Here is a 21,990-nt window from a genome sequence, read left to right as displayed (position 1 = left end):
TAATCATTTCGCCATTACTCTTTAAAGTCATTGGCGTCCAGCTCATGCCGGGAGAGCAATTTGTAGAATTCGGTGCGGTTGCGCCCCGCCATACGGGCAGCATGTGTCACATTACCTTTGGTGATTTGCAGCAGCTTGCGCAGGTAGTTGAGTTCAAACTGGTTGCGCGCTTCAACAAAGGTCGGCAGCGCGGTGTTTTCACCTTCCAGCGCCTGCTCGACCAGCGCGTCGCTGATCACCGGCGATGAGGTCAGCGCCACGCATTGCTCAATCACGTTCACCAACTGGCGCACGTTACCAGGCCAGGAGGCGGTCATTAAGCGCTTCATCGCATCGGTAGAAAAGGCGCGCACAAAGGGTTTATGCCGATCCGCCGCCTGGCGCAGCAGGTGATTAGCCAGTAGAGGAATATCTTCCGCACGCTCGGCCAGCGCTGGCAGCTTGAGGCTTACCACATTCAGGCGATAGTAGAGATCTTCGCGGAATTCACCGCGCGCCATCGCTTTCGGCAAATCACGGTGCGTCGCCGAAATAATGCGTACATTAATATCAATATCGCGGTTGCTGCCGAGCGGACGCACTTTGCGCTCCTGCAACACACGTAACAGCTTGACCTGTAACGGGATCGGCATATCGCCAATCTCATCAAGAAACAGCGTACCGCCCTCTGCGGCCTGGAACAGACCTTCACGGCTACTGACCGCGCCGGTGAACGCGCCGCGCGCGTGGCCAAACAGCTCTGACTCCAGCAACTGCTCCGGCAGCGCGCCACAGTTAATGGCGATAAACGCGCTTTTGCTACGCGGGCTGGCATTGTGGATCGCCTGCGCCAGCACCTCTTTGCCGGTTCCGCTCTGGCCGTTAATCAGCACGCTCACATCCGATTGCGCCACCATACGCGCCTGCTCAAGCAGACGCAGCATTAGCGGGCTGCGGGTGACAATGGTTTCGTGCCACCGATCGTCGCTGGCGGAACCGCTATGTTCCAGCGCATCATCGATGGCTTTATACAGCGCATCTTTATCCACCGGCTTGGTCAGGAAACTGAAAACGCCCTGCTGGGTGGCGGCCACGGCATCAGGGATCGAACCGTGCGCCGTCAGGATAATCACCGGCATTCCCGGCTGCACACGCTGGATTTCAGCAAAAAGCTGCATGCCATCCATCTCATCCATGCGCAAATCGCTGATCACTAAATCGACCTTTTCCCTCGCGAGAATGCGCAACCCTTCCTGTCCGCTTTCTGCGGTGACAACGCTGTAGCCTTCGCTGGTGAGGCGCAACCCCAGCAGTTTCAGCAATCCAGGATCGTCATCCACTAACAACAAGTGGGCAGGTTTACGGCTGGTCATGGTTTCACATCCTCCTGAGTCGCATCCGTTTTCGGCGTGTGAACATTATCGGGCAGATCGGTAGCAGCAGGTTTGCTACGCGTGGAAAGGCGGCGCTCAATATCAGTGAGGGTTTCCAGTTTGCGCGTGGTCGTTTCCAGTTGCTCGCGCAGGAACTGTTGTTGCTGTCGCAGGCTGTCCAGCTCGCTGTCGGTGGATTGCTGAAGTTTACCGTAGCGGCTGCGCTCATCGGCGAGCTGCAATTTCGAGGCTTCGCCGTCGCGCCAGAGCTGGAAGATCGGACGAACCTGCGCCGGGATAACCGGGCTTAAGGCGTCCAGCTTGTCGTTATATTCCCGACGTTCCAGCGGCGAAATCTTCGCGCTGGAGAGCAAAATACCGCGTCGGAAAGTGGCCTGCCAGCTTTCATCAGACCATGAACGCGCTTCTGCACGCGCTGCCGCTGGCGCTAAACGCTGGGCGCAATCCATACTGCGCAGCCAGTAGAGTGGGTTATTGTCAACGTCCGGTCCCGATAACGACCAGATATCCTCACAGTCCGTTGCCAGAAAATCCGCCAGTTGATGATCGGGGAGTCTCACTTCCTGGTCGTCATGAATAGCGCTTTGCGGCTTCTGCGCCACGCAGCCCGCCAGTAACAGACAGGGAAGCGCACGAAGCCAGACGTTTTGCTGTGTAACCGCGTTAACCACGCGGGAAAAGAGATGCGACATACTCACCAGATATAGATTCATTAAATGGATTTTTCCGGCGTATTAAGCGGTAACTCAATACGGAAACAGACATCGGCTTTGCCGTCCGCCACCAGATGCAGTTCACCCTGCATACGGCGGAGGCAATCTCTGGCGATACTTAACCCTAACCCGCTTCCTTTCACCGCCCCTTTCCTTTGGTGGCTTCCCTGGAAGAAAGGTTCAAAAATCATCTCTCGTTCGCTTTCAGGGATCGGCGTACCGGTATTTGCCACCTCAATACAAAGCCGGTTACCGGCTGTAAAACTGCGCAGATAAATGGTACCGGATTCAGCACCATAGTGCACCGCGTTGGAGTAAAGATTATCCAGCACGCTCATCAACAGCATCGGTTCGGCCAGGCAGCTTGCCGCATCCAGCGCGATCTCGGTATGCATCATTTTAGCTCGCGCTGGCAAACTGTGAGCGGAGATCACCATATCAATCAACGGTTCCAGCTCCACCTGTTCCAGTTCGACCGCGCCATCCGCCAGTTTGCGGTTGTAATCGAGCAGTTGTTCAATCAGCTTTTGCAGATTGCGACTGCTGGCATCGAGGATCTCCACCACCTCTTTCTGCTCTGCCGTCAGCGGCCCAACCACTTCATCAGCAAGCAGTTCCGTCCCTTCGCGCATGCTGGCGAGCGGCGTTTTAAGTTCATGGGAGAGATGGCGTAAAAATTGATGACGCTGGGATTCCAGCCAGGCCAGCCTTTCGCTGAGCCAGATAATGCGTTCGCCCACATAACGCAGTTCACGCGGCCCTTTAAACACCACGGAATGGCCCAGAGATCGCCCTTCTCCCAGCCGGTTGATCATGCGTTCGATTCCCTTCACCGGGCCGATGATCATGCGGGTAAACAACAGTACCAGGCCAAGGCTTACCAGGAACAGCACCAGCGCCTGCCAGCCGAAAAATTGCCCGCGTTCAGCGATCTCCAGTTGCAGTTGCTGCCCGCGCGAGAACACCACTGCGCGGGTGGATTGCACCATATCCGTATTGGCGGCGGCAAAGGCTTCAAGCTGCGCGGAAGCCGCTGCCGACGGGCCGCTGTTTTTACACTGCAACTGGGCAAGATCGCTGAGATCCTGGCGTAACGCCTGGTAGAGTTTGTCATCCGGCAGCACGCCAGCATGCGCATCAAGCATTTCGCTGTAGCGTTTACGCTGATTCTGGTAAACCCGCGCCAGCGTTGCATCATCCAGCACGCAATACTGGCGGTAGCTGCGCTCCATTTCGAGCGCCGCATTGGTCATCGCTTCGCTGCGACGTGCGTCAATCAACGTGGTGCGGTTGGTTTGCAGCGCCTGCGCGCTAAGCGCATTCAGGCTTTGCCACGCCTGCCAGGCCAGAACCAGCAGCGGTAATAAAATCAGCAGGAACGCCATCATGACCAGTTGGCGCAGCGAGCGGGGAAAAACAGGCCAGCGTTTCAATGCAGTACTCTCACAGAAAAAGATACCGGAATGCTAACTGATTTAGTAAATGCCAGAAACAACAAAGCCGGGCTTTAACCCGGCTTTGTTTAAAAATTAGGCGGTGCCTAACTCGACGTTTCGCCCGATATCTGATAAAGCTACGCAATGATCAGCAGTTGGACGGCAGGCACCTTTAAGTGCGTCATTCTGAGTTTATGTAGCGCGTCCCGAAGGGGCTGACATAAGAAGGTGAATGAGCCACTGCCTGTTATTATGCATGTATTATGCCAATGTATAAATCATTATTTTAATATATTGATTATTAATGAATTTTTATCACCTGCCGGTAAAACAAAAATGTTTATCATTTCACCAACCTGTCGCTAATTAGCAACACCCATTCATCACCGAAAATAACTTATTAATAATCAATAGATTAAATGTCGCCTTTTAGAGACAGTAAGGAATATCTGTTGTCGGGAAATACCGACAGTTGAGCGGGCAAAAAAAAGCCCCCTTCCCGAAGGAAGAGGGCTTGTCTGCAACAGCCGATTAACCCAATTGTTTACGGGCGTTGCGGAAGATGCGCATCCACGGGCTGTCCTCGCCCCAGTTTTCCGGGTGCCAGGAGTTGGAGACCGTACGGAACACGCGCTCCGGGTGCGGCATCATGATGGTTACGCGACCGCTTTCGCTGGTTACCGCCGTAATACCGTTCGGCGAACCGTTCGGGTTAGCCGGGTAGGTTTCCGTCACTTTGCCGAAGTTATCGACATAACGCAGCGCCACCAGCCCTTTGCTCTCAAGCTGAGCCAGATGCGCCGCGTCACGCACTTCGACACGGCCTTCACCGTGAGAAACCGCGATCGGCATTTGCGAACCGACCATGCCGGCCAGCAGCAGCGACGGGCTTTGCGTCACTTCAACCAGGCTGAAGCGCGCTTCAAAGCGATCGGAGTGGTTACGCACAAAGCGCGGCCACAGTTCGCTACCCGGGATCAGCTCACGCAGGTTAGACATCATCTGGCAGCCGTTACATACGCCCAGCGCCAGCGTCTGCGGACGATGGAAAAAGGTTTCAAACTCATCGCGTACGCGGTCGTTGAATAAAATCGACTTCGCCCAGCCTTCGCCCGCGCCCAATACGTCACCGTAAGAGAAGCCACCGCACGCTACCAGCGCGTGGAAGTTTTCCAGTCCACTGCGCCCGGCCAGCAGATCGCTCATATGCACGTCGATAGCATCAAACCCGGCACGGTGGAAAGCGGCCGCCATTTCCACATGGGAGTTAACGCCCTGCTCGCGCAGCACCGCCACTTTCGGACGCGCGCCGGTAGCAATAAACGGCGCAGCGATATCGGCATTGATATCGAACGACAGTTTTACGTTCAGGCCCGGATCGGCGTCATTCGCTTTCGCGTCATGCTCCTGATCCGCACATTCCGGGTTGTCGCGCAGGCGCTGCATCTGCCAGGTGGTTTCTGCCCACCACATACGCAGCGTGGTTCGGCTTTCGCTGAACACCGGCTGGCCGTTCGCCTCGATAACAAAGCGGTCACCGGAAACGGCACGGCCGAGATAATGAACATTGTCACCCAGACCGTAGGCCGCCAGTACGCTTTCCACCGCCTCACGATCGACGGCACGTACCTGAATCACCGCGCCCAGCTCTTCGTTAAACAGCGAGGCCAGACGATCGCTGCCCAGCGCCGCAATGTCAGCATTCACGCCGCAGTGGCCGGTAAAGGCCATTTCAGCCAGCGTGACCAGCAAACCGCCATCGGAACGGTCGTGATAAGCCAGCAGTTTACGATCGGCCACCAGCGCCTGAATCGCATCATAGAAGCCTTTTAATTGCTCAACGTTACGCACATCCGCAGGTTTGTCGCCCAGTTGACGGTAAACCTGCGCCAGCGCCGTCGCGCCCAGCGCGTTGTTGCCGTTACCGAGATCGATCAGCAGCAAGGCGTTATCTTCCGTTGAAAGCTGCGGCGTCACCGTGTGGCGCACATCTTCCACGCGGGCAAAGGCAGTGATCACCAGCGACAACGGCGAGGTCATCTCGCGCTGCTCGCTGCCTTCCTGCCAGCGGGTTTTCATCGACATGGAGTCTTTACCCACCGGAATGGTCAGCCCCAGCGCCGGGCAAAGCTCTTCACCAACGGCTTTTACCGCCGCATACAGGCCCGCGTCTTCACCCGGGTGACCGGCTGCCGCCATCCAGTTGGCGGAGAGTTTGATACGTTTAATATCGCCAATCTGCGTCGCCGCAATATTGGTTAATGCTTCACCCACCGCCAGGCGAGCGGAAGCAGCAAAGTCGAGCAGCGCAACCGGCGCACGTTCGCCCAGCGCCATCGCTTCGCCGTAGTAGCTGTCAAGGCTGGCAGTAGTGACCGCGCAGTTAGCAACCGGTACCTGCCACGGGCCAACCATCTGATCGCGGGAAACCATACCGGTCACCGTACGGTCGCCAATGGTGACGAGGAAGGTTTTTTCCGCCACGGTCGGCAGATGCAGCACGCGGTTTACCGCATCAGCCACAGAGATGCTTTGCGTATTGAAGGCATCGCCGGTCGCCTGACGGGTTTCTACGTCACGCGTCATTTTCGGCGTTTTACCCAGCAGCACATCCAGCGGCATGTCGATCGGCTGGTTGTTAAAGTGCTTGTCATTCAGCGTCAGGTGCTGCGCTTCGGTGGCTTCACCGATTACCGCGTACGGCGCGCGTTCGCGGCGGCAAAGCTCGTCAAACAGCGCCAGTTGATCGGCGGCAACCGCCAGCACATAGCGCTCCTGCGATTCGTTACACCAGATTTCCAGCGGGCTCATGCCCGGCTCATCACTGAGGATATCGCGCAGTTCGAAACGACCACCGCGACCGCCATCGCTCACCAGCTCCGGCATGGCGTTCGACAGACCGCCCGCGCCAACATCATGAATAAAGAGGATCGGGTTGGCATCGCCCAGCTGCCAGCAGCGGTCGATCACTTCCTGGCAACGACGCTCCATCTCCGGGTTATCACGCTGTACGGAGGCAAAATCGAGATCCGCATCAGACTGGCCGGAGGCCATAGAAGACGCCGCGCCGCCGCCGAGACCGATGTTCATCGCCGGGCCACCCAGCACGATCAGTTTCGCGCCAACGGTGATCTCGCCTTTCTGTACGTGATCCGCGCGGATGTTACCGATCCCGCCTGCCAGCATGATCGGTTTGTGATAGCCGCGCAGCTCTTCGCCGTTGTGGCTGTTTACTTTCTCTTCATAGGTACGGAAGTAACCATTCAGCGCCGGACGACCAAATTCGTTATTGAACGCTGCGCCGCCCAGCGGGCCGTCGGTCATAATATCCAGCGCAGTAACGATACGCTCTGGCTTACCAAAATCCTCTTCCCACGGCTGTTCAAAGCCCGGGATGCGCAGATTGGAAACGGAGAAGCCCACCAGCCCGGCTTTCGGTTTCGCGCCGCGACCGGTCGCACCTTCATCGCGGATTTCGCCGCCGGAACCGGTCGCCGCCCCTGGCCACGGTGAAATCGCCGTCGGGTGGTTATGGGTTTCCACTTTCATCAGAATATGTGCCGGTTCCTGATGGAAATCGTAACGGCCTTCCCCGCGATCGGCGAAGAAGCGCCCCACTTCCGAACCTTCCATGACCGCCGCGTTGTCTTTGTAGGCTGACAGCACGAAGTCCGGCGTTTGCTCGAAGGTGTTTTTAATCATTTTGAACAGCGACTTCGGCTGCTGCTTGCCATCAATCACCCAGTCGGCGTTGAAAATTTTGTGGCGACAGTGCTCGGAGTTCGCCTGGGCAAACATATAGAGCTCGATGTCGTTCGGGTTACGCCCCAGACGGGTGAACGCATCCTGCAGGTAATCAATTTCGTCTTCCGCCAGCGCCAGGCCAAGACGCAGGTTCGCGTCGATCAGCGCCTGGCGGCCTTCGCCAAGCAGATCAACGCTCTGCACCGGTGCCGGTTGATGGTGCTCAAACAGACGCGCAGCGTCCGCCTGCGAGGTGAACACACTCTCCATCATGCGGTCATGCAGTTCGGCGGCGACCTCATTCCACTGGGCATCGCTCAGACCCGCCGCGTCAACGTAATACGCCACGCCGCGCTCAAGGCGATTGATTTTATTCAGTCCGCAGTTGTGGGCGATATCGGTCGCTTTGGAAGACCAGGGAGAGATGGTGCCAGGACGAGGCGTGACGAGCAGTAATTTTCCGGTCGGCGTATGGCTGCCAAGGCTCGGGCCGTATTTCAGCAGGCGCTGGAGCCGTGCGTACTCTTCGTCAGTAAGGCTCTCATTCAGATCGGCAAAGTGGGCATACTCGGCATAAATATTACTGACCGGGAGGTTGGCCGCCTGAAAACGCGCCAGCAGTTTGTTGATACGGAAAGCGGACAATGCAGGCGAACCACGCAGAATTTCCATCATAAGTCTCTCGTCTTCGAAGCGTCAGGGACGCTTTAAGTGTGCACCAGGGGGAAAACGGGCGTCATTATAGAGAATAGTGCGCGGCGACGAAACCGTTTGCGTCGAAATAAACCACGTCTGATTTTTTAACAATAGCTGTCGCCGACTGCTCTAATTAGTTGCCAACTGGCGTTTTGTTGCGCAAAATGCCGCTCAATCACCGACAAACCCTGTTGTTACCACGGTAAAAAATATTCTGAAGCAAAGCACTGCGCAGAGAATTAACTAATTGAAAAAATTTAAGATTAATTATCTGCTCATCGGCATTGTCACCCTGCTGCTGGCAGCGGCCCTGTGGCCTTCCATTCCCTGGTTCGGTAAAGCCGACAATCGCATCGCGGCGATCAAAGCACGCGGGGAATTGCGCATCAGTACGCTTTCCAGTCCGCTGAGCTATGCCGTCATTGACGGGAAAACCTCCGGGCTGGATTACGATCTGGCACAGCATTTTGCCGATTACCTCGGCGTCAAACTGAAAGTGACCGTACGGCAGAACATCAGCCAGCTTTTCGACGATCTCGATAATGATGACGCCGATATGCTTGCTGCTGGCCTTGTCTATAACAGCGAACGAATCAAAAACTACCAGACCGGCCCGGTCTACTACTCGGTTTCGCAGCAACTGGTTTATCGGGTTGGCGGCTATCGTCCGCGCTCGCTGCAATCGATCACCGCCGATCAATTAACCATCGCCCCCGGCCACGTTGCACTGGATGATCTGCGCGAACTTAAAGAGAAAAAGTACCCGGATTTAAGCTGGAAAGTGGACGAAAAACTGGGCACGACAGCACTGTTAGAACAGGTTGTCGAGGGCAAACTGAGTTATACCGTGGCCGATTCAGTGGCAATCAGCCTGTTCCAGCGCGTTCATCCGGAACTGGCCGTCGCGCTGGATATCACCGATGAACAGCCAGTGACCTGGTTCAGCAAGCGTGACGACGATAATACGCTGTCAGCGGCGATGCTCGACTTCTTCAACAACATGAATGAAGACGGCACGCTCGCCCGGCTGGAAGAGAAATACCTCGGCCACGGCGACGATTTTGACTATGTGGATACGCGCACTTTCCTGCGCGCAGTGGACAGCGTATTGCCCGATCTTCAGCCGATCTTTGAAAAATACGCGCAGGAGATCGACTGGCGGTTGCTGGCGGCCATTTCTTACCAGGAGTCGCACTGGGATTCGCAGGCCACCTCGCCCACCGGCGTGCGCGGCCTGATGATGCTGACCAAAAACACGGCGCAGAGCCTTGGCTTAAGCGATCGTACCGATGCTGAACAAAGCATCAGCGGCGGCGCCCGTTATCTGCTGGATATGATGAGCAAAGTGCCGGATAGCGTGCCGCAGGATGAGAAAATCTGGTTTGCGCTGGCGGCCTACAATATGGGTTACGCGCATATGCTTGATGCCCGCGCGCTGACGGCGAAAACCAAAGGCAATCCCGATAGCTGGGCCGACGTCAAACAGCGGCTGCCGCTGCTGAGCCAGAAACCTTATTACAGTAAGCTGACTTACGGTTACGCCCGTGGTCATGAAGCTTATGCTTATGTGGAAAATATTCGTAAGTACGAAATTAGCCTGGTGGGTTATCTGCTGGAAAAAGAGAAAGTAGCCGCCAAAGCCCTGCAACTGGCGCAGAGTTATCCGGCAGTTTCGACAGATGAACTTAATCGCCCGGATTACGGCGTGATGCCCTTCAGCGCGCTGACGGCCAACGATGCCTTCCCGCGTAACCCGTTACTGGTGCCCGAAGCGCTGGTAAAAAATCCGCTTAAAGTCAATCGCTAGTTTTTCGGTCGGCGTGAATTGCCGGACGGCAGCTTCGCCTTATCCGGCCTGGAGATTTGGCGAGTCCGGCGGCGATTTCTTCAGCGCTTTTTTCTCTATCCGGCGCTGGCGGAAAAAGTCGCTCAGCATAGCCGCACACTCGTCGCGCAACACACCCTCTTCCATTTCAATCCGGTGATTCATACCCGGATGATGCAGTACATCCAGCAGCGATCCCGCCGCGCCCGTTTTGGCATCGCGCGCGCCAAACACCAGCCGCCCGATGCGGCTATGCACCATGGCACCGGCGCACATCACGCACGGCTCCAGCGTGACATATAACGTAGTATCGATCAGACGATAATTTTGCAGCACCAGCCCGCCCTGGCGTAGCGCCATGATTTCAGCATGGGCGGTCGGATCGTGGCGGCCAATCGGCCGGTTCCAGCCTTCGCCGATCACCTGGTCGTTATAAACCAGTACCGCGCCAACGGGGACTTCGCCCTCATCCCAGGCTCGCTTTGCCAGCGTCAGCGCATAGCGCATCCAGTACTCGTGATTCAGTTCAGGGTTGGACAAAGGGAAGTACTCCAGTGATTCAGGCGGGGCGCATTATACACAGCGCTCCGGTCAGGCACTACTCCAGTTGTTGCAGCTCACCGCGCGGCGTAACGCGCCAGCGGTGCTGGCAGAAATAAAGTAGCGGGTTATCCTGCTTGCTATCGCTGTAGCCGCTGTACAGGCGCAGCGGCGTGCCGATTTTACGCTCTAACTGCGCAACCTTTTCATGGCCAAGGCAGCGCATTGTTAACACCCAGCCGCCGTTACGCCGTTTGATTTGGCTGGCAATCAGATTCACGCGCGGCAGCCAGGGGGTATCAAAATAGACCTGCTCCACCAGCGGCTGCGGCGAACCGGTAATCAGCCAGATATCCGCATCGGCTGCCGCAAGGTAGTTGGTCAGCCTTGCCTGGACAACCGGAAATGCCGTTACGTGCCCGCGAAACCAGGCGACAAATTTCTGCTGGAGCGCCAGCAAATGGCGCTCGCTGTGACCAAACGTGCATCCCCACAGCAGCAAGCTCATCGGCCAGCGCGCGGCACGCCCTCTGATCAATAATCCGCCGATAATCACCGGCAACAGCGGCAATACCAGTAAGGCATTAAGCGGGTGATGGCGCAGTAAATAGCGCAGAAATGTCCCGAACATATCCTGCTGATGCAGTGTGCCATCAAGGTCAAAAAAAACGACGCGGCGCTCAGTGGTAGCCAAATGTTATCCCTCTGCCTGGTTTATCCCTGACCGCCAGCCTCCGGTTATGGCGATCGCTCTTTCATAGCCTAACAGATAGAACCTCACATTTCCGGTAACGGCCACAATGACGATATCTCATCCACGCGCTGTGATCGGCCTGATCCTGGTCAAAAGCTGGTCATTGATATTTTGTATCAATAGAATTTTTAATTCATAATTATATGCTATTAATGGAATATTAAATTCTTTCGCCCGCTTAGCCGGGTGCGGCCACAGCGGCTGATGATACCTCCCGGAGACGTTATGAACTGTTTGATCCGCATTCGCCAGCGTTACCCTGGCCTGGCGCAGAGCGATAAAAAACTGGCGGAATTTCTGCTGGAAAACCCCGATCGCGCACGCCATTTAAGCTCACAACAGCTGGCAGCCGAAGCGGGCGTCAGCCAGTCGAGCGTGGTGAAATTCGCGCAGAAGATGGATTTTAAAGGTTTCCCGGCGATGAAGCTGGCGATCAGCGAAGCGCTGGCCAGCAATCCGAACCCCTACTCGATTCCGGTGCATAACAAAATTCGCGGCGACGATCCACTGCGGGTCGTTGGGGAAAAGCTGATCAATGAGTATCAAAGCGCCATGCATGCCTCGCTGGATGTCAACAGCGAAGAGAAGCTGCTGGAAAGTGTACGCCTGCTGCGCGACGCGCGGCGCATTATCCTGACGGGGATTGGCGCATCCGGGCTGGTTGCACGCAACTTCGGCTGGAAGCTGATGAAAATCGGCATTAACGCCGTCGTCGAGCAGGATATGCACGCCCTGCTGGCGACCGTACAGGCCATGGAGCCAGGCGATCTACTGCTGCCAGTTTCCTATACCGGTGAACGGCGGGAGATCAATATGGCCGTAGATGAGACGCTGCGCGTGGGCGGTAAAGTTCTGGCGATTACCGGTTTTACGCCTAACGCGCTGCAACAACGCGCGACGCATTGCCTCTATACCATTGCCGAAGAGCAGGCGACGCGCAGCGCGGCGATCTCCTCCACCAGCGCGCAAATGATGCTGACGGATTTACTGTTTATGGCGCTGGTGCAGCAGGATCTGGAGCATGCGCCGGAGCGTATTCGCCACAGCGAGGAGCTGGTAAAAAAACTGGTTTGAACAGGGAATGATCGTATAATGCCCGCCCTGTTCGTGATGTTTCTGAGATTTTCCTGATGGCGCTGTTAATTACCAAAAAATGCATCAATTGCGATATGTGCGAACCGGAATGCCCGAACGAGGCGATTTCGATGGGCGACAGCATTTATGAAATTAACAGCGACCGTTGCACTGAATGTGTCGGGCACTATGAAACCCCGACCTGCCAGAAAGTGTGCCCGATCCCCAATACGATCCTCAAAGATCCCGCGCATGTGGAAAGCGAAGAACAACTGTGGGACAAGTTTGTCCTGATGCACCACGCCGATAAAATCTAGTTCTCGATAATCACCGTCGCGCAAGCGTAGTGGCGCTCATCCGCCAGCGTCACGTGCATACTGCGTACGCCCATTCTTTCCGCCATACGCTGCGCCTCTTCCCATAAACGCAGGCTCGGTTTGCCCAGTTCGTCATTAAAGACTTCGAACTGATTAAATGCCAGCCCGTTGCGGATCCCCGTGCCCAATGCTTTCGCTGCTGCTTCTTTCACAGCAAAGCGTTTTGCCAGGAAGCGAACCGGCTGCTGATGCGCCTGATAGATTTCCCACTCATTCGCGCTCAGCACCCGTCTGGCAAGGCGATCGCCGCTACGGGCGATCACCGCTTCGATGCGGGCTATCTCAACGATATCCGTACCAATTCCCAGAATCGCCATTAGCCGCGCGCTTCCAGCATCAGGCGTTTCATTTCGGCCACCGCCTCTTTCAGACCGCTCATTACCGCGCGGCCGATAATCGCATGGCCGATATTCAGCTCGTGCATCTCCGGCAGTGCAGCAATCGCTTTCACATTGTGGTACGTCAAACCGTGACCAGCATTCACTTTCAGCCCCAGGCTCGCAGCATAGGTTGCCGCTTTGGCAATGCGTTCAAGTTCTTTTGCCTGTTCCGCATCGGTTTTGGCATCGGCATAGCAGCCGGTGTGGATCTCAATATAGGGCGCGCCAACCTCAGCGGCGGCTTTGATCTGTTCATCATCAGCATCGATAAACAGCGAAACAAGGATACCCGCAGCCGCCAGGCGCTGGCAGGCATCACGCATTTTCTCGCGTTGACCGGCAACGTCCAGCCCGCCTTCAGTGGTGACTTCCTGGCGTTTTTCCGGCACCAGGCAGCAGAAGTGCGGTTTAGTTTCACAGGCGAGCGCCAGCATCTCTTCGGTGACCGCCATTTCCAGATTCATACGCGTGTGCAGGGTCTGGCGCAAAATGCGCACGTCGCGGTCGGTAATGTGACGGCGATCCTCACGCAGATGCACGGTGATGCCATCAGCACCCGCCTGCTCGGCAATAAACGCCGCCTGTACCGGATCCGGGTATGCGGTCCCGCGCGCATTACGCAGTGTGGCAATGTGATCAATATTGACGCCTAACAGTAATTCAGCCATGACAATCCTCGTATTTTTATGGGTTCCGGCGCGGTCTTCGCCCCGCCTGGCCTGTAATTTTTCCGCTATTGTTTGGGAACAAACTGCCGGAATAGCTCGCGGCTTTTCAGCGGTTTGCCACCAAGATACGGCTTTAACGCAATGCGGGTAAAGCGCTTTGCCGCGCGCAGGGTGTCAGCATCCGGAAACTCCCGCTCCGCCAGCGCGCGCAGATGTCGCCCGGTAAAAGTGCTGTTATCGATCACCACGCTGGCGATAAAGCCCTTCTCTTCACGGTAGCGGTAGGTCATTGCATCTTCCACCGGCTCGCCGCTGCCCGCGCAGTGGAGAAAATCCACGCCATAACCGAGATGGCCGAGCAGCGCCAGCTCAAAGCGGCGCAGGACAGGTTCCGGCGTGCCGGTTGCGCCAGCAAGCGCCTGGATACAGTGCAGATAATCAAAAAAGAGTTCTGAGAAGCGCGTCTCGTGCTCCAGCACTCTGGAGATGAGTTCGTTGACGTAGAGACCGCTGTAGAGCGTGATACCGCTCAGCGGCAGCGCCAGTGATACCGCTTCTGCGCTGCGCAGGGTTTTAACTTCACCGCGCCCGCTAAAGCGAACCAGCAGAGGGGTAAAAGGCTGCAAAGCGCCTTTCAGACTGGAGCGTTTCGAACGTGCACCTTTGGCGACAAGGCGCACACGGCCTGACTCTTCCGTGAAGACGTCCAGCATCAGGCTGGTTTCGCTCCAGGGGCGACTATGCAGAACAAATGCGCGCTGCCAGCCTTCCATGATGTTATGTCCGGCGTTCAGGTTGCAGATGCGCAAGCCAGCCGCTGACTTCAAGACTTACGGCCTGGCCGCCTGCCTGCAACCCGAAATTCATCGAGATGGCACGCTTAGAGATCGTCTACATAACCGAGACTGCGCAGGGCGCGCTCGTCATCGGCCCAGCCGGATTTCACTTTCACCCACAGTTCGAGGTGAACTTTGGCTTCGAACATCTCTTCCATATCTTTACGGGCTTCGATACCGATGGTCTTAATTTTGGAACCTTTGTTACCAATCACCATCTTCTTCTGCCCTTCGCGCTCAACCAGGATCAACCCGTTGATGTCGTAACCGCCGCGTTCATTGGTGACGAACTGTTCGATCTCCACGGTTACCGAGTAAGGTAACTCGGCGCCGAGGAAACGCATCAGTTTTTCACGGATGATCTCAGAAGCCATAAAGCGCTGGGAACGATCGGTCACGTAATCTTCCGGGAAGTGATGAATCGCTTCCGGCAGATGCTTACGCACGATGCTGGCGATGGTATCGACGTTGGTGCCGGTTTCCGCAGAGAGCGGCACGATATCGAGGAAATTCATCTGGCTTGCCAGGAATTGCAGGTGCGGCAGCAGATCCGCTTTTTCCTGCACGTTGTCAACTTTGTTGACCGCGAGGATCACCGGCACTTTACTGTCACGCAGTTTGTTGAGCACCATTTCGTCGTCCGGCGTCCATTTGGTGCCTTCGACAACAAAAATCACCAGCTCAACATCACCGATAGAACTGCTGGCCGCTTTGTTCATCAGGCGGTTAATGGCGCGTTTCTCTTCCATATGCAGCCCGGGGGTATCGACGTAGATCGCCTGATATTCCCCTTCGGTATGGATGCCGACGATACGGTGACGCGTGGTCTGCGCTTTGCGGGAAGTGATCGAAATCTTCTGCCCAAGCAGCTTGTTCAGAAGAGTGGATTTGCCGACGTTAGGACGCCCAACGATAGCGATAAACCCGCAGTAGCTTTTTTCAGTTTCAGTGCTCATTCCAACTCCAGTTTTTTCAGCGCCTGTTCGGCGGCAGCTTGTTCCGCCTTGCGACGGCTGGAACCCGTGCCAACCACCGGTTCACTCAGGCCGCTGACCTGGCAGTGGATAGTAAATTCCTGATCGTGCGCTTCGCCACGCACCTGCACCACCAGATAGGAAGGCAGCGGCAGATGGCGACCCTGCAAAAACTCCTGCAGGCGCGTTTTCGGATCTTTTTGTTTATCGCCAGGACTGATTTCGTCCAGACGCGTCTGATACCAGCTCAGGATTAATTGTTCGACGGTCTGGATATTGCTATCGAGAAATACTCCGCCAATTAATGCCTCAACGGTGTCCGCCAGAATAGATTCACGGCGAAAACCGCCGCTTTTCAATTCACCCGGCCCTAAACGCAGACATTCACCCAGTTCAAATTCGCGGGCGATTTCCGCCAGCGTATTTCCGCGCACCAGCGTCGCACGCATACGGCTCATATCACCTTCATCCACGCGCGGGAAACGGTGATAAAGCGCATTTGCAATCACAAAACTTAAAATAGAGTCGCCGAGAAATTCGAGACGCTCATTATGTTTGCTACTGGCGCTGCGGTGGGTTAATGCCTGCTGCAACAGATCCTGATGTTGAAAAGTGTAGCCCAGCTTCCGCTGAAGCCGATTAATTACGATGGGATTCATGCGATACCAATAAATAAATGCGTCAACAATGCAGCACACGAAACCGACCTGAAAACAAACCAACGCGGTTTCGTGTGCCGTGGCTCTTGTGGGAACCAGTCCTAACTTCGGGGGAATATTCTATACGCAACGACCGGGGTTGTCGTTAGTCAGATGGGAATAATCTTGGAAATAATTCGGGGCGCAAGCGTAATGATTGCGCCCCGGCTAATTAATGAATTCCGCCGATACGATTCAGGCGTATGCCTGTCGGCCATTCACCTTCTTGTTTCTCGAAGCTCATCCAGATTGCCGTGGCCCGGCCCACCAGATTTTGCTCCGGTACAAAGCCCCAGTAACGGCTGTCCGCGCTGTTGTCACGGTTGTCACCCATCATGAAGTAGTGACCCGGCGGCACAACCCACGTAGCCAGCGGCTGGTTTGGCTGGCGATAGTAGATCCCCAGTTGATCCTGCGCGATAGGCACGGTCAGAATGCGGTGCGTCACATCACCCAGCGTCTCTTTGCGCTCGGCCAGACGCACGCCGTCGTCCATACTCTGCCCTTTCGGCATCTGGTAGAAACCGCTGCTCGCTTCACCGCCGGTACGACGGCCGAAAGTCTGCACAAAATCGCTCTCTTCCACATTGCTGTAAGTGATCGGCAGCGCGCTGCCGCATGCCTGGCCAGAGCTACAATTCGGCTGCACGGTAACCTGTTTGCTCACCGGATCGTACGTGACTTTATCGCCCGGAAGGCCAACTACACGCTTGATGTAGTCAAGACGCGGATCGTCCGGGTATTTAAATACAGCAATATCGCCGCGTTTCGGATGACCGGTTTCGATCAGCGTTTTCTGGTAGATCGGATCTTTAATGCCATAGGCAAATTTCTCCACCAGAATAAAATCGCCAATCAGCAGCGTCGGCATCATCGAACCTGACGGGATCTGGAACGGTTCGTAAATAAACGAACGCACGACCAGAACAATCGCCAGCACCGGGAATACAGAAGCGCCCGTTTCCAGCCAGCCCGGTTTCGGGCCGATTTTCTTCAGCGTTTTCGCATCCAGCGCATCACCTGTCGCAGCCTGCGCGGCGGCCTGACGTTCCCGGCGTTTCGGTGCAAAAATAAACTTATCAAGGCACCATAAAATTCCCGTCACCAGCGTCGCGATCACCAGTATCAGGGCAAACATGTTCGCCATGCCAACTCCTTTAGGTTATTTGCTCTCTTTGCCTACGTGCAGAATGGCAAGGAACGCTTCCTGCGGCAGTTCGACGTTACCGACCTGCTTCATACGTTTCTTACCTTCTTTCTGTTTCTGCAGCAGCTTTTTCTTACGGCTGACGTCACCGCCATAGCATTTTGCCAGTACGTTTTTACGCAGCTGTTTCACGGTTGAGCGGGCAATAATGTGGTTGCCAATCGCCGCCTGAATCGCGATATCAAACTGCTGGCGCGGGATCAGCTCTTTCATCTTCTCCACCAGCTCGCGGCCACGGTACGGCGCGTTATCGTTGTGGGTGATCAGCGCCAGCGCATCAACACGCTCGCCGTTAATCAGCACGTCCACACGTACCATGTTTGAAGCCTGGAAACGTTTGAAGTTGTAGTCCAGCGACGCATAACCGCGTGAGGTCGACTTCAGACGATCGAAGAAGTCCAGCACGACTTCCGCCATCGGAATTTCATAGGTCAGCGCCACCTGGTTACCGTGGTAAACCATGTTGGTCTGTACGCCGCGTTTTTCGACGCACAGGGTAATGACGTTGCCCAGGTATTCCTGCGGCAGCAGCATATGACATTCGGCGATCGGCTCGCGCAGTTCGTCGATATTGTTCAGCGGCGGCAGCTTGGAAGGGCTGTCGACGTAAACCACTTCTTTGTTGGTGGTCAGCACTTCGTAGACTACGGTCGGCGCGGTGGTGATCAAATCCAGATCGTATTCACGCTCCAGACGTTCCTGAATGATCTCCATGTGCAGCAGACCGAGGAAGCCGCAGCGGAAGCCGAAGCCCAGCGCAGTGGAACTTTCCGGCTCATAGAACAGCGAAGCATCGTTCAGGCTCAGCTTACCGAGCGCGTCACGGAAGTTTTCATAATCGTCGGAACTGACCGGGAACAGACCCGCATAAACCTGCGGTTTCACCTTTTTAAAGCCTGGCAGCGCTTTGTCTGCCGGGTTACGGGCTGTGGTCAGGGTATCGCCGACCGGCGCGCCGAGAATGTCTTTAATTGCGCAGACCAGCCAGCCTACTTCGCCGCATTTCAGTTCGTTACGGTCAATTTGTTTCGGCGTGAAAATACCGAGGCGGTCAGCGTTGTAGACCTGCCCGGTGCTCATCACCTTAATTTTGTCGCCTTTGCGCATGGTGCCGTTTTTGATACGCACCAGGGAAACCACGCCGAGGTAGTTATCGAACCAGGAGTCGATGATCAGCGCCTGCAATGGCGCATCCGGATCGCCTTCCGGCGGCGGAATATCGCGCACCAGGCGTTCCAGAACGTCCGGTACACCGACGCCGGTTTTCGCCGAGCAGCGCACCGCATCGGTAGCGTCGATGCCGACGATGTCTTCAATCTCTTCCGCAACACGTTCAGGATCGGCAGCCGGCAGATCGATCTTGTTCAGTACCGGCACCACTTCGAGATCCATTTCAATGGCGGTATAGCAGTTCGCCAGCGTCTGCGCTTCCACGCCCTGCCCGGCATCCACTACCAGCAGTGCCCCTTCACAGGCAGCCAGCGAGCGGGAAACCTCATAGGAGAAGTCAACGTGACCCGGGGTATCGATAAAGTTGAGCTGGTAGATTTCGCCATTGTTAGCTTTGTAATCCAGCGTCACGCTTTGCGCTTTGATAGTAATGCCACGCTCGCGCTCAAGATCCATCGAATCAAGAACCTGGGCTTCCATTTCGCGATCGGAAAGACCACCGCAAATCTGGATGATACGGTCAGACAGCGTCGACTTACCGTGGTCGATGTGAGCGATGATCGAAAAGTTACGAATATTCTTCATAGAGTGAGATTTTATGCCTTACGAGTAGCTAAGAGGCCTGTTCGCGCCTGACGTCAAATGTACTGAAACGCCGCATTCTACACTACAACCACAATGCGGGGAAATGCCAGAAAGTGACGCCATTACCGCAAGGCGAAAAGGGAAATTACGGACGATTTTCAGCAGTTGTGCTATCGACGCGAATCATCTCTGGCGGCAAGCCAACGCTCAGGATCACTGGCTGCCATTCACTGCGGGCAGCCAGCTTTGGCGACAGCCCGCGCGCGAGTAAAAAGCCGCCAACCCCACCCAGCACCGCGCCGCACAACGCCGCGATATCGGCGGCAAACAGCGACTGGAAAATGGCGCCCATAGCAAACAGCCCCACCAGCGGCGACATATAGACCAGCATTGCGGAGCTCAGCAGACTGGCTTCAGCAATTCCCAGTTCCACTTTTTGCCCCGCCACCAGAGGTTGTTCGCAAGGAACAGCAATGGTGTGCGTTGTTTGCGGCCCCAGTTTATTCAGCACACGGCTACCGCAACCTGCACGGGAAGCGCAGCTGCTACAGGATGCTTTGACATCACATTCGACCAGCGCGTTACCATTTTGCCAGGAAACGACGGTCGCCCACTCTTTAATCATTGTGCGGCCTTGAATTTGAGGCTGTCCGCAATACGTTTTGCGGTTTGCGGTGGCAGTTCGCCGACAACGGTGATTTCCGCGTTATCGCGAACCGTGGTCATCACGGTACGCCGACCGGTACGCAGTAACTGTTCGGAGCTGTTCTGATTGGCCGGGCTGATGTTAACCGAGAAGCTGAATAACCCATCAGAATAGAGACGCGATTCAACCGGCATCTCAAGCGTTGGCAATTTACGGCGGCTGCTGGCGACTTGCTCAAAGCCCTGCGGCACCCAGGATGGCATCCAGTTGAAATCCACGTTATCGCCAACCGGTAATGACAGCAGCGGCGGCAGACTGGCTTTTGCCAGCGTCTGCATATTACTGGCAACCTGGCCATTGACCGAGAATGCGATGACGCGGAACTGTTCAAGGGTTTCGCCATCGCGATCGAGCAGATCGACGCGCATTGGCAGATGCGTCTCTTCATCCATCCAGACGATATAGCTGTACCGGGTGCCATCGCGCGCCACAACGCGGATCACTTCGCATAACCTGTCAGCAATGCGCGTACGGCCTACGGAGATGAAGTCATAATAAGGGGAAAGACGTTTGAAATCGGTATAAACCAGTGACGGCAGCGAATCGACAATATAGTTGCCGTTGAGCGTAAAGGGTTCAAGACCAGGCTCAAAGTAGCTGATCTCACTGCCCCGCTGCACCACTTCCCGACGCGGACCGTCCATCTGCAATAACTGTGCAAGCGGTTGGTCATTCAAACGCACATGACGGTAGCGTAAAGACTCTACTCCCTGCTTATTAATGCTGATAAAAGACAGTTCGTAGTTGAGTGACTGACTCGCCACATTCATTTGCTGTAACAACGCCCCGGATGAAACATCAGCCGAGGCGTTGACAGAGAAGAACAGGCCAGTAGCCACAAAAGACATGGCACACCAAAGTTGCTTCATTACTGCGATTGCGTTCCTAAAGTTTGATTTCCCGGCACCTGTACAGCGGCCTGCTGCGTTTGCGCCTGCTCAAACTGAAGCTGTTCGGAGTGCAGACGGCGTTGCAGTTCGTAATCCTGCAACATCGCATTAATGCGACGACGCTGTTCCTGCACCTGCTGTTGCTGACCGGCGCTTGCCGATGATGCATCAGAAGGAACACCCAAACTTACCGGACTGGCTTTACCCATCATCGGCAGCGTATTAAACACTGGCGCTTCGGGCTGTTGGGTTGATTCAGTTGAGCCATTATAGTGCTGGACACCAACAATAACAGCAAGTGATACGCATGCCGCTACACCCATTTGGGTAAGCTGACTTGCCCACGGGCGAACCTTGTGCCAGAACGGCATCTTCTGCCATTGGTGCGGCGCAGGCTGCGCTTCGGGAATCAACGGCGTCGCAGTTTCAACGGCGTCGTTCTCAATCGCGGCCATCACGCGGGCGGAGATATCGAAATGGAGGAGATCGGCCGTATCACCGCGCATAGAGTCGCGAATCAGGTGATAGTTCTCCCAGGTTCTCTGCATTTCAGGATCGCGGGCCAGCTCTGCGAGCAGCTCGCTATCCATCGTTTCACCATCCATTAAAGCGGAAAGTTGTTCTTTCTGCATGCCTAATACCTTTTTCAGTATCCCGCTATCGTCAACGCCTGATAAGCGGTTGAACTTTATTATCAATAGCTTCACGCGCACGGAAGATACGTGAACGCACTGTACCAACCGGGCAATCCATGATGACCGCAATCTCTTCGTAACTCAGGCCATCCAGCTCCCGCAACGTAATTGCCATGCGTAAATCTTCCGGGAGCGACTCAATGGTACGGAAAACTATTTGTCTCAGTTCTTCTGACAACATTAAGTTCTCAGGGTTCGAAATTTCTTTCAGTGCACCGCCACTTTCGAAGTTTTCTGCTTCAATAGCGTCCACATCACTGGATGGCGGCCTGCGCCCCTGGGCGACCAGATAATTTTTCGCTGTGTTAACAGCAATTCGGTATAGCCATGTATAAAAAGCACTATCTCCCCTGAACGAATCAAGCGCGCGATAGGCCTTTATAAATGATTCTTGTACGACATCAGGTACATCGCCCGAAGGGACATACCGGGAAACCAGACTCGCCACTTTATGCTGGTAGCGCACCACCAGTAAGTTAAACGCTTTCTGATCTCCTTTCTGGACCCTTTCGACAAGAACCTGATCCGTTAACTGCTCGCTCATCCGAGGTAAAATCTCCCCAAAACCAATTTCCACGCGTATCCAGAACGCCACTCCAATACTGCAATATGAGCAAGCAGCCAATTAGAGCCCAGGTTTACAGTAAAG

20 protein-coding genes are annotated in these 21,990 nt (G+C 55.3%); 3 read left to right on the top strand and 17 right to left on the bottom strand.

Annotated elements, in window-relative coordinates:
- Window positions 1-14 precede the first annotated feature (14 nt).
- From glrR to purL, 4 genes are all read right to left on the bottom strand, one after another.
- Window positions 15-1,352 carry a two-component system response regulator GlrR gene (gene glrR / locus DK872_RS06580; protein ID WP_007370790.1) on the bottom strand — a complete coding sequence of 446 codons (1,338 nt, stop codon included), beginning with the start codon at window positions 1,350-1,352 and terminating at the stop codon, window positions 15-17.
- A complete protein-coding gene (gene qseG / locus DK872_RS06575) occupies window positions 1,349-2,086 on the bottom strand; it encodes a two-component system QseEF-associated lipoprotein QseG (RefSeq protein WP_071921192.1) in 738 nt (245 codons plus the stop codon). The genes glrR and qseG overlap by 4 nt, the downstream gene beginning before the upstream one ends.
- On the bottom strand, window positions 2,086-3,519 hold the full coding sequence (gene qseE, locus DK872_RS06570; RefSeq protein ID WP_202625974.1) for a two component system sensor histidine kinase QseE/GlrK: 1,434 nt from the start codon (window positions 3,517-3,519) through the stop codon (window positions 2,086-2,088). The genes qseG and qseE overlap by 1 nt, the downstream gene beginning before the upstream one ends.
- A 534-nt stretch (window positions 3,520-4,053) precedes the next feature.
- Entirely contained in the window at window positions 4,054-7,941 is a 3,888-nt protein-coding gene (gene purL, locus DK872_RS06565; protein WP_161518162.1) for a phosphoribosylformylglycinamidine synthase, read from the bottom strand.
- A gap of 268 nt (window positions 7,942-8,209) precedes the next feature.
- On the opposite strand from purL, the gene mltF reads away from it, so the two are divergent.
- A complete protein-coding gene (gene mltF / locus DK872_RS06560) occupies window positions 8,210-9,769 on the top strand; it encodes a membrane-bound lytic murein transglycosylase MltF (RefSeq protein WP_090396295.1) in 1,560 nt (519 codons plus the stop codon).
- Window positions 9,770-9,808: 39 nt separating this feature from the next.
- Here the strand turns inward: mltF and tadA are convergent, their stop codons facing one another.
- Together tadA and yfhb are read right to left on the bottom strand one after the other, a co-directional pair.
- Window positions 9,809-10,327, bottom strand: coding sequence for a tRNA adenosine(34) deaminase TadA (gene tadA / locus DK872_RS06555; protein ID WP_007370784.1), 519 nt, complete (start codon window positions 10,325-10,327; stop codon window positions 9,809-9,811).
- A gap of 58 nt (window positions 10,328-10,385) precedes the next feature.
- Window positions 10,386-11,021, bottom strand: a complete 636-nt coding sequence (gene yfhb / locus DK872_RS06550) for a phosphatidylglycerophosphatase C (RefSeq protein ID WP_035888209.1) — start codon at window positions 11,019-11,021, stop codon at window positions 10,386-10,388.
- A 285-nt stretch (window positions 11,022-11,306) separates the two neighbouring features.
- On the opposite strand from yfhb, the gene DK872_RS06545 reads away from it, so the two are divergent.
- Both DK872_RS06545 and DK872_RS06540 read left to right on the top strand, forming a co-directional pair.
- Window positions 11,307-12,155, top strand: coding sequence for a MurR/RpiR family transcriptional regulator (locus tag DK872_RS06545; RefSeq protein WP_007370782.1), 849 nt, complete (start codon window positions 11,307-11,309; stop codon window positions 12,153-12,155).
- A gap of 56 nt (window positions 12,156-12,211) precedes the next feature.
- Window positions 12,212-12,472 (top strand): YfhL family 4Fe-4S dicluster ferredoxin, encoded by a 261-nt coding sequence (locus DK872_RS06540; protein WP_007370781.1) that lies wholly within the window; start codon window positions 12,212-12,214, stop codon window positions 12,470-12,472.
- Here DK872_RS06540 and acpS read toward each other — a convergent pair.
- The 11 genes from acpS to rpoE form a co-directional block, all read right to left on the bottom strand.
- Window positions 12,469-12,849 (bottom strand): holo-ACP synthase, encoded by a 381-nt coding sequence (gene acpS, locus DK872_RS06535; protein ID WP_007370780.1) that lies wholly within the window; start codon window positions 12,847-12,849, stop codon window positions 12,469-12,471. The two genes, DK872_RS06540 and acpS, sit on opposite strands and share 4 nt — an antisense overlap.
- Entirely contained in the window at window positions 12,849-13,580 is a 732-nt protein-coding gene (pdxJ, locus tag DK872_RS06530) for a pyridoxine 5'-phosphate synthase (RefSeq protein ID WP_161518161.1), read from the bottom strand. Before pdxJ ends, acpS begins: the two co-directional genes overlap by 1 nt.
- Window positions 13,581-13,645: 65 nt before the next feature.
- Window positions 13,646-14,353, bottom strand: a complete 708-nt coding sequence (recO, locus tag DK872_RS06525) for a DNA repair protein RecO (RefSeq protein ID WP_007370778.1) — start codon at window positions 14,351-14,353, stop codon at window positions 13,646-13,648.
- 107 nt (window positions 14,354-14,460) lie between these two features.
- Window positions 14,461-15,372, bottom strand: coding sequence for a GTPase Era (era, locus tag DK872_RS06520; RefSeq protein ID WP_007370777.1), 912 nt, complete (start codon window positions 15,370-15,372; stop codon window positions 14,461-14,463).
- Entirely contained in the window at window positions 15,369-16,049 is a 681-nt protein-coding gene (gene rnc, locus DK872_RS06515; RefSeq protein ID WP_007370776.1) for a ribonuclease III, read from the bottom strand. Before rnc ends, era begins: the two co-directional genes overlap by 4 nt.
- Before the next feature lie 211 nt (window positions 16,050-16,260).
- A complete protein-coding gene (gene lepB / locus DK872_RS06510; RefSeq protein ID WP_161518160.1) occupies window positions 16,261-17,235 on the bottom strand; it encodes a signal peptidase I in 975 nt (324 codons plus the stop codon).
- Between the two features lie 15 nt (window positions 17,236-17,250).
- The gene (gene lepA, locus DK872_RS06505) at window positions 17,251-19,050 is read right to left on the bottom strand and encodes a translation elongation factor 4 (protein ID WP_035888216.1); all 1,800 of its coding nucleotides are present in this window, start codon (window positions 19,048-19,050) and stop codon (window positions 17,251-17,253) included.
- A 145-nt stretch (window positions 19,051-19,195) separates the two neighbouring features.
- On the bottom strand, window positions 19,196-19,675 hold the full coding sequence (gene rseC, locus DK872_RS06500; protein ID WP_071921196.1) for a SoxR-reducing system protein RseC: 480 nt from the start codon (window positions 19,673-19,675) through the stop codon (window positions 19,196-19,198).
- Window positions 19,672-20,625, bottom strand: a complete 954-nt coding sequence (gene rseB / locus DK872_RS06495) for a sigma-E factor regulatory protein RseB (protein ID WP_071921197.1) — start codon at window positions 20,623-20,625, stop codon at window positions 19,672-19,674. The genes rseC and rseB overlap by 4 nt, the downstream gene beginning before the upstream one ends.
- The gene (gene rseA / locus DK872_RS06490; RefSeq protein ID WP_035888221.1) at window positions 20,625-21,278 is read right to left on the bottom strand and encodes an anti-sigma-E factor RseA; all 654 of its coding nucleotides are present in this window, start codon (window positions 21,276-21,278) and stop codon (window positions 20,625-20,627) included. Before rseA ends, rseB begins: the two co-directional genes overlap by 1 nt.
- 31 nt (window positions 21,279-21,309) lie before the next feature.
- Window positions 21,310-21,885, bottom strand: a complete 576-nt coding sequence (gene rpoE / locus DK872_RS06485) for an RNA polymerase sigma factor RpoE (RefSeq protein WP_007370770.1) — start codon at window positions 21,883-21,885, stop codon at window positions 21,310-21,312.
- Window positions 21,886-21,990: the final 105 nt, after the last annotated feature.

Source organism: Kosakonia sp. MH5, from assembly GCF_009935945.1.
Lineage (GTDB): Bacteria > Pseudomonadota > Gammaproteobacteria > Enterobacterales > Enterobacteriaceae > Kosakonia > Kosakonia radicincitans.
The sequence above is the reverse complement of the archived record's forward strand: the minus strand, read 5'-3'. Positions and strand labels throughout refer to the sequence as shown.

What these genes read in the sequence shown, in the direction of transcription:
- glrR (WP_007370790.1), bottom strand. Translation starts at nt 1,352, where the DNA reads ATGACCAGCCGTAAACCTGCCCACTTGTTGTTAGTGGATGACGATCCT.
- qseG (WP_071921192.1), bottom strand. Translation starts at nt 2,086, where the DNA reads ATGAATCTATATCTGGTGAGTATGTCGCATCTCTTTTCCCGCGTGGTT.
- purL (WP_161518162.1), bottom strand. Translation starts at nt 7,941, where the DNA reads ATGATGGAAATTCTGCGTGGTTCGCCTGCATTGTCCGCTTTCCGTATC.
- DK872_RS06545 (WP_007370782.1), top strand. Translation starts at nt 11,307, where the DNA reads ATGAACTGTTTGATCCGCATTCGCCAGCGTTACCCTGGCCTGGCGCAG.
- DK872_RS06540 (WP_007370781.1), top strand. Translation starts at nt 12,212, where the DNA reads ATGGCGCTGTTAATTACCAAAAAATGCATCAATTGCGATATGTGCGAA.
- acpS (WP_007370780.1), bottom strand. Translation starts at nt 12,849, where the DNA reads ATGGCGATTCTGGGAATTGGTACGGATATCGTTGAGATAGCCCGCATC.
- pdxJ (WP_161518161.1), bottom strand. Translation starts at nt 13,580, where the DNA reads ATGGCTGAATTACTGTTAGGCGTCAATATTGATCACATTGCCACACTG.
- recO (WP_007370778.1), bottom strand. Translation starts at nt 14,353, where the DNA reads ATGGAAGGCTGGCAGCGCGCATTTGTTCTGCATAGTCGCCCCTGGAGC.
- era (WP_007370777.1), bottom strand. Translation starts at nt 15,372, where the DNA reads ATGAGCACTGAAACTGAAAAAAGCTACTGCGGGTTTATCGCTATCGTT.
- rnc (WP_007370776.1), bottom strand. Translation starts at nt 16,049, where the DNA reads ATGAATCCCATCGTAATTAATCGGCTTCAGCGGAAGCTGGGCTACACT.
- lepB (WP_161518160.1), bottom strand. Translation starts at nt 17,235, where the DNA reads ATGGCGAACATGTTTGCCCTGATACTGGTGATCGCGACGCTGGTGACG.
- lepA (WP_035888216.1), bottom strand. Translation starts at nt 19,050, where the DNA reads ATGAAGAATATTCGTAACTTTTCGATCATCGCTCACATCGACCACGGT.
- rseC (WP_071921196.1), bottom strand. Translation starts at nt 19,675, where the DNA reads ATGATTAAAGAGTGGGCGACCGTCGTTTCCTGGCAAAATGGTAACGCG.
- rseB (WP_071921197.1), bottom strand. Translation starts at nt 20,625, where the DNA reads ATGAAGCAACTTTGGTGTGCCATGTCTTTTGTGGCTACTGGCCTGTTC.
- rseA (WP_035888221.1), bottom strand. Translation starts at nt 21,278, where the DNA reads ATGCAGAAAGAACAACTTTCCGCTTTAATGGATGGTGAAACGATGGAT.
- rpoE (WP_007370770.1), bottom strand. Translation starts at nt 21,885, where the DNA reads ATGAGCGAGCAGTTAACGGATCAGGTTCTTGTCGAAAGGGTCCAGAAA.